The sequence below is a fragment of the Brevundimonas diminuta ATCC 11568 genome, from assembly GCF_000204035.1.
Lineage (GTDB): Bacteria > Pseudomonadota > Alphaproteobacteria > Caulobacterales > Caulobacteraceae > Brevundimonas > Brevundimonas diminuta.
The window spans coordinates 1,961,128-1,973,564 of sequence record NZ_GL883086.1 but is presented as its reverse complement, the minus strand read 5'-3'; the positions used below and the strand labels follow the sequence as shown (position 1 = coordinate 1,973,564).

The following is a 12,437-nucleotide window of genomic DNA, read 5'->3' as shown; positions in this document are numbered from 1 at the left end:
GGGGAGAAGGATGATGCTGACACTCGTTTGATCCAGGGCAAAGCCGTGCGGCTCGGGGTGACGGTTGGGCGAGGATCGCTTACACCTCCCGGCAAGGGAGAAACGACATGACGCGATCCAACGCGCCTGCCTATCAGACAGGCTTCGCCAACCACTTCGCCACCGAGGCGGTGGACGGCGCCCTGCCGGTCGGCCGCAACTCGCCGCAGCGCCCGGCGCTGGGCCTCTATGCAGAACAGCTGTCGGGCGCGGCCTTCACCGCCCCGCGTGACCACAATCTGCGCAGCTGGCTGTATCGCCTGCGGCCCTCGGCCCAGCACGGGCCGTATCAGCCGTTCGCGCAAGGCCGCGTGCGCTCCGGCCCCTTCACCGAGACGCCGCCCAATCCCAACCGGATGCGCTGGGACCCGCTGCCCATGCCGGACCAGCCGACCGACTGGGTCGAGGGGCTGACCACCTACGGCGGCAACGGTTGCGCCGATTCCGGCACGGGGGTGGGCGTCCACCTCTATGTCGCCAACCGCTCGATGGTCGACCGCGTCTTCTATTCCGCCGACGGCGAACTGCTGATCGTGCCGCAGCACGGGACGCAGCGTTTCGTCACCGAGATGGGGGTGATCGAGGCGGCGCCGGGCCACATCCTCGTCATCCCGCGCGGTGTCCGCTTCCGCGTCGAGGTGGACGGGGAGGCGCGCGGCTATGTCTGCGAGAACTACGGCGCGCCCTTCCGCCTGCCGGACCTCGGCCCCATCGGCTCCAACGGTCTGGCCAATCCGCGCGATTTCGAGACGCCGGTCGCCGCTTTCGAGGACGTGGATCGCCCGACCGAGTGCGTCCAGAAATACGGCGGCCAGCTATGGGCCACGGCCTTCGACCACAGTCCGCTGGACGTGGTGGCCTGGCACGGCAACTACGCCCCCTATCGTTATGATACCGAGCGGTTCAACACCATCGGCACGGTCAGCTTCGACCATCCGGACCCGTCGATCTTCACCGTCCTGACCTCGCCCAGCGACACGCCGGGCACGGCCAACTGCGACTTCGTCATCTTCCCGCCGCGCTGGATGGTGGCCGAGGACACCTTCCGCCCGCCGTGGTTCCATCGCAACGTCATGAGCGAGTTCATGGGGCTGATCTTCGGCGAATATGACGCCAAGGCGGGCGGCTTCGCCCCCGGCGGCGCGAGCCTGCACAACCGCATGAGCGGCCACGGCCCGGATCAGGCCAGCTGGGACGGCGCGACCAAGGCCGATCTGAAGCCGCACAAGATCGAGAACACCCTGGCCTTCATGTTCGAGACGCGGATGCCGATCCGCACCACGGCCTGGGCGGAACAGACGCCGTTGATGCAGCTGGACTACGACGATTGCTGGACCGGCTTTGAAAAGGGCAAGGTCTGACCGCCCTCAAAGCGATATGAAAAGGGCCCCGCCGCGATCGCGACGGGGCCCTTCTTCTGTGCGAGGTCCGCTTAGGACTTCGGCGGCGTGTTCGAGGTGGTCATGCCGCCGTCGACGTTGCCGGCCTCGGCCTTGATGGCGTCGGCCTTCTCATCGGCCTTCTTCTCCACGGCGTCCGCCTGCGCGTTCAGGGCGTCGGCCTGGGCGTCAGTCGGGGCGGCGTCGGCCTGATTCTCGAGCTGAGTCGCCGTCACATCAGCCTGAGCCTCGACGGCGTCGGCGCGGGCGTCGGCCTCCTTTTCGGCCGGGTTCTGGCAGGCGGCCAGACCGGTCAGGGCGGCGACGGAGACGGCGGCGAGAACAAGTTTGCGCATGGTGGTGCTCCAGATGATTGAGCCTTGGAAACTCGCTGGATCACATTCGGTTCACGCACCTGTGATCACATTTTCAGCCCGCCTCGGCGAAGGCCACGCGCGCGGCGCCCAGCAGGGCGGCGTGTTTATGCAGGATCACCTTGGTCGGAATGGCGGCCATATAGTCCTGGAACCGACCCTTGCGCTCGAACCGACGGCGGAAGGGGCTGGCCTGGATGAAGGGCAGGATGCGCGGCGCGATCCCGCCGGCGATATAGACCCCGCCGCGCGCGCCGGTGGTCAGGGCGATGTCCCCGGCGACAGCGCCCAGCATGGCGCAGAAACGGGCCAGGGTGGCGCCGCAGGGGCTGGTCGGATCCTCCAGCGCCTGGGCGGTGATCTGGGCGGGATCGTCGATATGGGTCTCGCGTCCGTCGATCTCGGCCAGGGCGCGGTGCAGGTTCAGCAGGCCCGGCCCGCAGATCAGCCGTTCGATCGAGACGCGGTCGTAGCGGCGACGCAGGATGCGCAGGACTTCGTCCTCGACTTCGTCGCCTGGCGCGAAACAGGCGTGGCCGCCCTCGCTGGGCAGGGCCATCTCGCGGCCGTGGGCGTCGCGCGCCAGGGCGGAGACGCCGAAGCCCGTGCCCGGCCCGACCAGGGCGATGGCGGCGTGGGGATCGCCCTGGGCCGGGCCGCCCAGAGACGCCAGTTCGTCTTCGGGCACGACGGGCGCGCCCCAAGCCAGGGCCTCGAAGTCGTTGATCAGGCGGATCGGGTTCAGCCCCAGGGTCTGAAGCTCGCCCTCCGACACGCGCCAGGGCGAGTTGGTCAGGTCGATGGCGCCGTCCGTCACCGGCCCCGCCACGGCGATGACGCCGCCCGTCGGCTTGACCGGGCAGCCGTCGAGATAGGCCTTCACGCCGTCCAGAAAGGTCGGGTGGGTCTCGGCGGGGAAGCTCTCGAAATGCTCCAGCCGGGGGCGACCGTTGACCATGCGGGTCAGGGCGAAGCGGGCGTTTGTGCCGCCGACGTCGCCGACCAGAAGCAGGGGATCGGTCATACGGCTCTCCTTCAGGCGTCCACGGCGCGATCGACCAGGTTGGGATCGGGCGGGCCGTCGTCGTGGCCATTCGCGCCGATGGGGGCGACGAAACAGACGCTGGCCCCTTCCTCCGCCGTCGACACCGCCTGACGGAAGGCGCCGAACAGCTCACGGCCATAGCCCCAGGACGAGCACTCGGCATGGGCGCGCGAGCGCGTCGCCGCCGGGCGCGCGCCCAGGTCGTCGATCCCCACGGTGGTCAGCACACCGGCCTCAGGGTCCAACCGGATCATGTCGCCGTCGCGCACGTGGGCCAGGGGGCCGCCCGCTAAGGCCTCGGGGCTGACGTGGATGGCGGCGGGCGTCTTGCCGCTGGCGCCCGACATGCGGCCGTCGGTGACGAAGGCGACTTTGAAGCCCTTGTCCTGCAGCACGCTGAGCGCCGGCGACAGGCTGTGCAGTTCGGGCATCCCATTGGCGCGCGGTCCTTGGAAGCGCAGCACCAGCACCACGTCGCGATTCAGCTTGCCGTCCTTGAAGGCTTGAAGCGCGTCTTCCTGGGTTTCGAACACGGCGGCGGGGGCCTCGACGATGCGGTTCTCAGGCTTCACCGCCGAGATCTTGATGACCGCACGGCCCAGATCGCCCTGCACCAGCCGCAGGCCGCCCTCGCGGTCGAACGGGTCCGAGGCGGGACGCAGGATGCTCAGGTCCAGACTCTCCTTCACCGTGTCGCGCCAGACCAGTTCGCCGTCCTCCAGCCGGGGCTCCTTGAAATAAGGCTCCAGCCCTTGGCCCATGATGGTGGTCACGTCGGCGTGCAGGTTGCCTGCCTCAACCAATTCGCGGGTGACGAAGGCGACCCCGCCCGCCGCCTGGAAGGCGTTCACATCGGCCGAACCGTTGGGATAGACCCGCGCCAGAAGCGGCGTGACTGAGGACAACTGGTCCATGTCGGTCCAGTCGATCAGCACCCCCGCCGCGCGCGCCATGGCGACCAGATGGATGGCGTGATTGGTCGAGCCGCCGGTGGCCAGCAGGGCGACGATCATGTTGACGATGGTCTTCTCCGACACGACGTCGGCCATGCGTCCGCGCCCCTCGCGCGCCAGTTCGATCGCCCGCTTGGCCGCCGCCGCCGTCAGGGCGTCGCGCAGGCCGGTGTCGGGGTGAACGAAAGCGGTCGAGGGCAGGTGCAGCCCGGCGATCTCCATCATCATCTGGTTGGAGTTGGCCGTGCCGTAGAAGGTGCAGGTGCCGGGCGAATGATAGGAGGCGATCTCGCTTTTCAGCAGTTCGGCGCGGTCGATCAGGCCTTGGGCGTATTCGGCGCGAACGCGGGCCTTCTCGGCGTTGGGCAGGCCCGAGGGCATCGGCCCGGCCGGGGCGAAGACGACCGGCAGATGGCCGAACGCCAGCGCGCCCATGAACAGGCCCGGCACGATCTTGTCGCACACCCCCAGCATCAGGGCGGCGTCGAAGGCGTCGTGGGTCAGGGCCACCCCCGTCGACATGGCGATGACGTCGCGGCTGAACAGGCTCAGCTCCATGCCGGGGCGCCCTTGCGTGACGCCGTCGCACATGGCCGGAGTTCCGCCCGCCACCTGCGCCGTGGCCTGGACCTCGCGCGCGGCCTGGCGGATGATCTCGGGGAAGCGCTCGAACGGCTGATGCGCCGACAGCATGTCGTTATAGGCGGTGACGACGCCGAGGTTCGGCTGGGCGCCGGTCATGGCGGTCAGCTTGTCCGCCACCGTCTGCCCGGCGAAGGCGTGGGCCCAGTTGGCGCAGGACAGCTTGGCCCGTCCGGACCCTGATCCCGTCGCCGCGTCCATGCGGCGCAGATAGTCGGCGCGGGTCTTGCGGCTGCGTTCGACGATACGGGCGGTGACGACCGCCACCACGGGATTGAGCGCCATCAGTCGGCCTCCGTCCAGATTACTTCAAGGGGGGCGTTCGCCGCGACCAAGGCGGCGATGGGGCTGACGGCCGGATCGCCCGCCGCCTCGCGCTCGAACACGGCGCGCTTCCTTGCCCCGGTCAGGGCCAGCACTACGCGCCGCGCCGAAGCCAGCCACGGCAGATTGAGCGTCAGCCGCTCCTGCGGCGGCCCCGCGCCGTCGCGGCCGGCGGGCACGCCGTAGACGGCGGGTTTCAGGCTCGGGGTCAGCAGGGTGGTCAGCGTCGGACTGCCGGGGAACATGGAACAGATATGCCCGTCCTCGCCCATGCCCAGCAGGACGGCGTCCAGCAGGCGACCCTCAGCGGCCAGGGCCTGAGAGGCGAGGGCGGCCGCGCGATCCACCGTCACGGCGGGGCTGTAGAGCGGGATGAACCGTGCGGCGGCGGCCGGGCCGGTCAGCAGGGTTTGTTTCAACAGGGCCGCGTTCGAGGCGGGTGAAGCTTCAGGCACATAGCGTTCATCCACCAAGGTCGCCGTGACCTTGGTCCAGTCGAGATCGGCCTGCGCCAACCGTGCATAGATGGGCGAGGGCGTCGATCCGCCCGACCCGGCGAACAGGGCGCGCCCGTTGGCGGTCAGAGCCTCCGCCAGCGCCCCGGCCAAGCGGTCGGCGGCGGCCTCGGCCCAAGTATCGCGGGTGGGGAAACTCTGGATCATGCCGACACTTCCCTTCTCCCTAGGGGGGAGAAGGTCGCTCGCGGAGCGAGACGGATGAGGGGGCTGTGTCTACCCGCTCGACCTTTGATGTAGTGTCCGCATCGGGCGTCCCCCTCATCCGAGCCGCGCTGCGGCCCGCCTTCTCCCCCGAGGGTAGAAGGAAGAATGTTGGCGTTTCTCATCTCACGTTCCACTTCCGTCCCGTGCGCGACAGCAGCAGGTCGGCCGCCTCCGGTCCCCAGCTGCCCGCCGCATAGTCCAGCGGTTTGCACTCGCGACACGCCCAGGCGTCCGCCAGCTCATCGACCCATTTCCAGGCCTGCTCGGCCTCGTCCCGGCGCACGAACAGAGTGGAGTCGCCGTTGAGGGCGTCCAGCAGCAGCCGCTCATAGGCGACGCGGCGACGCGGCGGGGCGGCCTCCTTGCCGTCCTGCCCCCACGACAGGCTCATCCGGATCGGCTGAAGCTGCATGCGCTGCTCCAGCCCCGGCTTTTTGTTCATCACCGACAGGGAGATGTCCTCGTCCGGCTGAAGCTCGATCACCAGCCGGTTGTCATAGATGTCGCCGCGCTCGCCGTGACCGAAGATGGAGTGGGGCACCGGCTTGAACTGGATGACGATCTCGGTGCGCTTCTCGGCCAGCCGCTTGCCGGTGCGCATGAAGAAGGGCACGCCCGCCCAGCGCCAGTTGTCGATGTCGGCGCGGATGGCGACGAAGGTCTCGGTGTCCGACGGCTGGCCGCGCTCGGTCTGATAGCTTTCGACCGGGCGTCCTTCGACCTTCCCGGCGGCATACTGGCCGCGCACGGTGACGCGTTCGGCGTCCTCGGCGGTGACGTGGCGAAGCGAGCGCAGCACCTTCACCTTTTCGTTGCGCACAGAGTCGGGGTCCAGATCGCTGGGCGGCTCCATCGCCACCAGACACAGCAGTTGCAGCATATGGTTCTGCACCATGTCCCGCAGGGCGCCGTATTCGTCATAATAGGGCCAGCGGTCGCCGACGCCGACCGTTTCTCCGATCGTGATCTGCACATGGTCGATGGTCAGATTGTTCCACAACGGCTCGAAGATGGCGTTGCCGAAGCGCAGGGCGATTAGGTTCTGCACCGTCTCCTTGCCGAGATAGTGGTCGATGCGGAACACCTGGCTCTCGTCAAAGGCGTGAGCCACGGCGTCGTCGATGGCGCGGAAGCTTTCCAGATCGCGCCCGACCGGCTTCTCCAGCACGATGCGGTCGTCGGGACCGGCCAGACCGGCCGTCTTCATCGCCGTGACGATGCGGCCGTAGAGCGAAGGCGACACAGCCAGGAAAGAGGTGACCGGGCCATCGCCCGACCGCGCCTTCAGCGCGCGCAGGCTTTCGGCGTCGGTGGCGTCCACCGCCAGGTAATCGAGCCGCCGGGTCAGGCGCGCCCAACTCGTCTCGTCCCAGGCGTCGGCGGCCTCGGCGCGGGGCTGCACCGCCTGACGCACCTTGGCGATGTAGTCCTCGGCGGTTTCCTGCGACCGGGCGGCGCCGATGATCTTCAGTTCCGGCGGCAGAAGCCCGTCATGATCCAGGAAGTAGAGCGACGGCAACAGCATCCGCATGGCCAGGTCGCCGCCGCCGCCGAACAGGATCAAAGCCGCCATCTTGAGGCCTCCCTTGCAGAAGATCGGCCCGCCAAGCGTGACCGTGGTCAGCCAGAGTGATTGGCCGGTTCCGCCCGCTGGGCCAAGACGTCCAGCACGTCCTGAAACACCATGTGACGCGCGTGCAGAAGCACCAGCAGGTGATAGATCAAATCCGCCGCCTCGCCGGCGAGTTCCGCATTATCTCCCGCCGCCCCGGCTAGAGCCGTCTCGACGCCCTCTTCGCCGACCTTCTGGGCCGCGCGTTTCGGCCCTTGGGCGATCAGGCGGGCGGTCCAACTGTCGTTGGGGTCGGCCTGGGCTCGGACATGGATGGTGCGCTCCAGTCGCCCGATGCGGCCCAGGCCGGGCGCGTCCTCCTCGCCGAAACAGCTGATGCGGTTCAGGTGGCAGGCGTTTCCGACCGGGCGCACCTTCACCACCACGGCGTCGCCGTCGCAGTCGGGCGTCACCGAGACGACGTTGAGGAAGTCGCCCGAGATCTCGCCCTTGCGCCACCGTCCGCCGCGCGAGCGCGAGAAGAAGGTGGCCTGTCCGCTGTCCAGCGTCTCGCGCAGCGCCGCCTCGTCCATATAGGCCAGGGTCAGCACCTGAAGGGTGTCGGCGTCCTGCACCACGGCCGGGATTAGCCCGCCGCCCTTGGCGAAGTCCAGTTGGGAGAAGTCGATCTGAGAGATGTCGAGGGTCATATCCTCACCTCCACGCCTTGCGCATCCAGGTAGCGCTTGAGTTCCGGGATCGCGATCGCGCCTGAGTGAAACACGCTGGCCGCCAGCGCGCCCGACACGTCCGCCTCCACGAACACATCGCGGAAGTGCTCCACCGCGCCCGCCCCGCCGGACGCCACCAGCGGAATGGTCAACCGCCGCCGCGCTTCGGCCAACTGGTCCAGGTCATAGCCCCGCCGCACCCCGTCCTGATCGATGCAGTTCAGCACGATCTCGCCGGCGCCCAGCTCCTGCGCCTCGACGATCCACTCCATCGTCAGCCGCCCGGCGCCGCGCCGCGCGTCCGGATCGCCGGTGTATTGGTGCACCCGCCATTCGCCGTCCTGAAAGGCGCTGTCGACGCCGACGACGACGCATTGCCGCCCCAGCCGCGCGGCCATCTCGCCGATCAGTTCGGGCCGCTCCAGCGCGGGCGAGTTGATCGACACCTTGTCCGCCCCGTGATCGAGGCACCGCGCCGCTTGTTCCACGTTGCGGATGCCGCCCGCGACGCAGAAGGGGATGTCCAGAAGCCGGGCTATGTCCTGCACCCAGCCATAGTCCAGCGTGCGCCCTTCGGGGCTGGCGGTGATGTCGTAGAAGACCAGTTCGTCGGCGCCCTGATCGCGATAGCGCGCGGCCAGTTCGGCGGCGTCGCCCATGTCGACGTGGCCCTCGAACCGCACGCCCTTGACCACGCGGCCGTCCTTCACGTCGAGGCAGGGGATGATGCGCCTAGCGGTCATTGGCCGAAACCGGAGCCATGTTCACAGCCTTGATGGCTTCGGCCACGGTGAAGCGGCCGGCGTAGAGGGCGCGGCCGGTAATGGCGCCGGCGCAGCCGATGGCCTTGGCGGCGATCAGGTCGTCCAGACCGGCGGCCCCGCCCGAGGCTTGAATCTCCAACTCGGGGCGACGACGGATGGCCTCGGAGAGCAGCTCTTGGTTCAGGCCGGTCAGGGCGCCGTCGCGACCGACGTCGGTGATCAGGATGTGGCGTAGCATCCCGACCGGATAGCGCTCCAGCACGCTCCACAGATCCACGCCCGACGACTGGGTCCAGCCCTTCAGGGCGGGCACGGGCAGGCCGTCCTCATAGCGGACGTCCAAGGCCAGGGCGATGGCGTCGGGGCCGAACTGCTCCAGCCATTTCAGCACCTGATCCGTGTCGGTGACGGCCAGCGAGCCGATGACGACACGGCTGATCCCGGCGCCCAGCAGGTGCTCGATATCCTTTGCCGAACGGACGCCGCCGCCCGATTGGACCTTGATGTGCACGGCCCGGGCCATGTCGCCGATCAGTTCATACTGACGCGCCTCGCCGGCCTTGGCTCCATCCAGATCGATCACGTGGATCCACTCGGCCCCTTCGGCGGCAAAGGCCGCCAGCCGGTTGGCGGGGTGGGAATCATAGCGGGTCACGTGATTGAAATCGCCGTGCAACAGGCGAACCGCATGGCCCTCGATCAGGTCAATGGCGGGATAGATGATCACGCGGGCAACTCCAGGAAGTTCTTCAAAATACGCGCGCCGAGGACGGCCGACCGTTCCGGGTGGAACTGGCAGCCCCAACGGTTGGCGCTGTTGACCATGGCGGGCACGGGCGCGCCATAGTCGGCGGCGGCGAGGGTCGCCGGACCGTCGGGGCAGACGAAGCCGTGAACGAAATAGGCCCAGTCGCCGTCTTTCACGCCGTCCAGCAGCGGGTCGTCGCGGCGGATCGTCAGACGGCTCCACCCCATATGCGGCGACGGGCGCGACGGGGCGGGAAGGATGGCCTCGACCCGACCGGGGATCAGCCCCAGCAGGTCGGCCCCGCGGTCTTCTGCGCTGGCGTCGAACAACAGCTGCTGGCCCAGGCAGACGCCCAGCAGCGGACGTGGAAACCGGCGCAGCGGTTCGATCAGGTCCAGCGCCTGCAGTCTCTGCATGGCGTAACCGGCCGCGCCGACGCCGGGCAGGATGATCCGCTCGGCTTCAGCCACATCGGCCGGATCGTCGGTGATCCGCACCCGCGCGCCCAGCCGCTCCAACGCGAACCGCACCGAGGCCACATTGCCCGAGCCGTAACCGATCAAGGTGACGTTCACAGCACCCCCTTGGTGCTCGGCACGACATCGCCCTCGACCCGGATCGCCTGTCGCAGGGCGCGGCCCAGCGCCTTGAACACGGCCTCGGTCTTGTGGTGGTCGTCGTCGCCGGTGACGCGGACGTGGACGGCCGCGCCCAGATTTTCGGCCAGCGATCGCACGACGTGCGCCGTCAGATCGGTGCGGTAGTCGCCCAGCATCGGCGTCGCGAACGTCCCCTCGAACACCGGATAGGGCCGCCCCGACAGATCGATCGACACCGCCGCCTCGGCCTCGTCCATCGGCAGGACGAAGCCATACCGGCCGATGCCGCGCCGCTCGCCCAGCGCCTGTTTCAACGCCTGGCCCAGAGCAATGGCGCAATCCTCGATCGTGTGGTGCGGGTCGATGTGCAGGTCGCCTTCGCACGCCAGACGGATGGAGAACCCGCCGTGCGCCGCCACCTGTTCGATCATGTGGTCGAAGAAGCCGACGCCGGTTTCGATCTTCACCGGCCCGGCGCTGTCCAGATCGACGGCGCAGACGATGCGGGTCTCCTTGGTGTCGCGGATGGCCTGACCGATGCGATTGCGGCGCGCGCCGGGGCTGGCGGCGCCCAGGGCGGTCAGCAGGCGGTCGTTGACTTCGGGCTTCAGCGAGACGGGCAGGCGCAGCCGCTCGCCCGCCGGATCGGCGCTCAAACCATAGCGGCGCAGGGCCTCTACGGCGCCCGCCGGGTCGGAGGGCTTGGCGATGATCACCGGCCCCACCCCGGCCTCCAGCGCCATGATGCGCGACAGGGCCTCGGCGACGCGGACGCGCTCGCGGCGTACGGCGCTGATGCGTTCGGCTGTCTCCATCATCCGCGACGGGTCCAGCGCCTGGATCGCCAGCCGCACCGAGACTTCAGGCAGGGCGTAGGGCTCCAGCACCTCGGCCAGCCGCGCCAGCGTCTGCGCTTGCGCGACCGCCGCCCCGACCCGCGCCCCGGCCAGCCCATAGGCCAACGACAGGCTGCGCAGCACGATCAGATTGGCGTGGTCCTTCACCACGGCGGCGGCCGAGGGCGCCTCGGCGAACTCGACCAGCCCTTCGTCCACGACCAACAAGGCGGGGGCGACGCGCTCGGCCATCTCGGCTACGGCCTCGGACGAGCCGAGGGCGCGGATGACCACGGCGGCGGTGTCGGCGTCTTCGGCCAGGCGGGCGTAGAGGGCGGCCAGTTGCGTATAGGGCTCGGCGTCGGGCGCCTGCACCTTCAGCCCGTCGCGCGCGGCGAGGCGCCAGATCAGTTCCAGCCCGTGTGTCAGGCCGCGCGTCGGCAGCACCTGACCCGCGTCGACGCCATAGAGGGCGGCCATGCGGGTCGCCAGCGCGGTCGGCTCGGCCGGATAACGCTCCAGACCGTCGCCGCCCGACACTAGCGGCGGATAGGGGGCGGGCAGCGTCATGATCTTTCTCCCCTCGGAGGAGAAGGTGGCTCGCGCAGCGAGACGGATGAGGGGGCTGTGTCCGCGCACACGACGGAGGAGGGCGAAGCCAGCACACCCCTCATCCGAGCGCCTCCGGCGCCCACCTTCTCCCACAAGGGGAGAAGGAAGAGGTTGTTGGTCATCCCGCACTCCTCAGATCTGCGGCCCTGGCGTGGGCTTCCAGCCCCTCCAGCCGGGCCAGGGCTGCGGCGACGGGAGCCAGGGCGGCGGCGCCCTGTTCACTGACGGTCTGCACCGACATGGTCGTCATGAAGCTGGCGGTGGCCACCCCGCCCAGCGTTCGCGCCGCGCCGTCGGTCGGCAGGACGTGGCTGGGGCCCGCCGCATAGTCGCCCAGCGTCTCCGCCGCCCAGCGCCCGACGAAGACGGCGCCCGCCGCGCTGATCCGCTCGACCAGCCGTTCGGCCTCTTGCGTCTGGATCGACAGGTGTTCGGGGCCGTAGAGGTTCGCGACCTCGCACGCCTCGGTCCTGTCGCGCACGCGGATGGCGCGGGCCTCGGCCAGCGAGGCGCGGGCGATGGCGGCGCGCGGCAGGCTGTCGACCTGACGTTCGACCTCGGCGATGATCTCGCTCAGGGCCGTGCCGCTGTCGGAGACAAGGATCACCTGCGCATCGGCGTCGTGCTCGGCCTGGCTTAACAGGTCGGCGGCGACGATCTCGAAATCAGCGTCGCGGTCGGCGATGACCAGCAGTTCCGACGGCCCCGCAGGCAGGTCGCAGGCCGGGCCGCCGGGCAGGGATGAGGCGTATCGCTTCGCCTCGGCCACATAGGCGTTGCCGGGACCGAACAGCTTGTCGACGGGCGCGATGACGCCGTCTTCCAGTTCGGCGCCGAAGGTCAGGGCGGCGATGGCCTGCGCCCCGCCCAGCAGCCACAGCTCGTCCAGCCCCGCCTCGGCGGCGGCGGCGATCATGGCCGGGTGGACCGAGCCGTCCTTGGACGGCGGCGTCACGGCGACGCGCCGTCCGACCCCGGCCACGTCCGCCGGTATGGCCAGCATCAGCAGCGATGAAAACAGCGGCGCCGTTCCGCCCGGAACATAGAGGCCGGCCGAGCCGATGGGCCGCCAGACCAGCTTGGACTTCACGCCGGGCGTCGTCTCGATGAAGGGCGT

The 12,437-nt window shown here is 69.2% G+C and carries 12 protein-coding genes; 1 reads left to right on the top strand and 11 read right to left on the bottom strand.

The features are described from left to right. Positions 1-107: 107 nt before the first annotated feature. Entirely contained in the window at positions 108-1,400 is a 1,293-nt protein-coding gene (gene hmgA, locus BDIM_RS13435; protein ID WP_003166156.1) for a homogentisate 1,2-dioxygenase, read from the top strand. 71 nt (positions 1,401-1,471) lie between these two features. On the opposite strand, the gene BDIM_RS13430 is transcribed toward hmgA, so the two are convergent. From BDIM_RS13430 to hisD, 11 genes are all read right to left on the bottom strand, one after another. After that, positions 1,472-1,774: a hypothetical protein gene (locus tag BDIM_RS13430; protein WP_040346192.1), complete on the bottom strand. Its 303-nt coding sequence runs from the start codon at positions 1,772-1,774 to the stop codon at positions 1,472-1,474. 73 nt (positions 1,775-1,847) lie between these two features. Next, a complete protein-coding gene (gene glk, locus BDIM_RS13425; RefSeq protein WP_003166155.1) occupies positions 1,848-2,816 on the bottom strand; it encodes a glucokinase in 969 nt (322 codons plus the stop codon). An 11-nt stretch (positions 2,817-2,827) separates the two neighbouring features. Beyond that, the gene (edd, locus tag BDIM_RS13420; RefSeq protein ID WP_003166154.1) at positions 2,828-4,717 is read right to left on the bottom strand and encodes a phosphogluconate dehydratase; all 1,890 of its coding nucleotides are present in this window, start codon (positions 4,715-4,717) and stop codon (positions 2,828-2,830) included. Continuing rightward, positions 4,717-5,418: a 6-phosphogluconolactonase gene (gene pgl, locus BDIM_RS13415; RefSeq protein WP_003166153.1), complete on the bottom strand. Its 702-nt coding sequence runs from the start codon at positions 5,416-5,418 to the stop codon at positions 4,717-4,719. The genes edd and pgl overlap by 1 nt, the downstream gene beginning before the upstream one ends. Positions 5,419-5,596: 178 nt before the next feature. Next, positions 5,597-7,051, bottom strand: coding sequence for a glucose-6-phosphate dehydrogenase (gene zwf / locus BDIM_RS13410; RefSeq protein WP_003166152.1), 1,455 nt, complete (start codon positions 7,049-7,051; stop codon positions 5,597-5,599). Between the two features lie 47 nt (positions 7,052-7,098). Beyond that, positions 7,099-7,740 (bottom strand): bifunctional phosphoribosyl-AMP cyclohydrolase/phosphoribosyl-ATP diphosphatase HisIE, encoded by a 642-nt coding sequence (gene hisIE, locus BDIM_RS13405; RefSeq protein ID WP_003166151.1) that lies wholly within the window; start codon positions 7,738-7,740, stop codon positions 7,099-7,101. Beyond that, positions 7,737-8,504: an imidazole glycerol phosphate synthase subunit HisF gene (gene hisF, locus BDIM_RS13400; protein WP_003166150.1), complete on the bottom strand. Its 768-nt coding sequence runs from the start codon at positions 8,502-8,504 to the stop codon at positions 7,737-7,739. Before hisF ends, hisIE begins: the two co-directional genes overlap by 4 nt. After that, a complete protein-coding gene (hisA, locus tag BDIM_RS13395; RefSeq protein WP_003166149.1) occupies positions 8,494-9,252 on the bottom strand; it encodes a 1-(5-phosphoribosyl)-5-[(5-phosphoribosylamino)methylideneamino]imidazole-4-carboxamide isomerase in 759 nt (252 codons plus the stop codon). Before hisA ends, hisF begins: the two co-directional genes overlap by 11 nt. After that, positions 9,249-9,848 (bottom strand): imidazole glycerol phosphate synthase subunit HisH, encoded by a 600-nt coding sequence (hisH, locus tag BDIM_RS13390; RefSeq protein WP_003166148.1) that lies wholly within the window; start codon positions 9,846-9,848, stop codon positions 9,249-9,251. Before hisH ends, hisA begins: the two co-directional genes overlap by 4 nt. Further along, positions 9,845-11,278 carry an imidazoleglycerol-phosphate dehydratase HisB gene (gene hisB, locus BDIM_RS13385; RefSeq protein ID WP_040346190.1) on the bottom strand — a complete coding sequence of 478 codons (1,434 nt, stop codon included), beginning with the start codon at positions 11,276-11,278 and terminating at the stop codon, positions 9,845-9,847. The genes hisH and hisB overlap by 4 nt, the downstream gene beginning before the upstream one ends. Before the next feature lie 160 nt (positions 11,279-11,438). Continuing rightward, the coding region (hisD, locus tag BDIM_RS13380; RefSeq protein WP_040347052.1) for a histidinol dehydrogenase at positions 11,439-12,437 on the bottom strand (999 nt) is incomplete at its 5' end.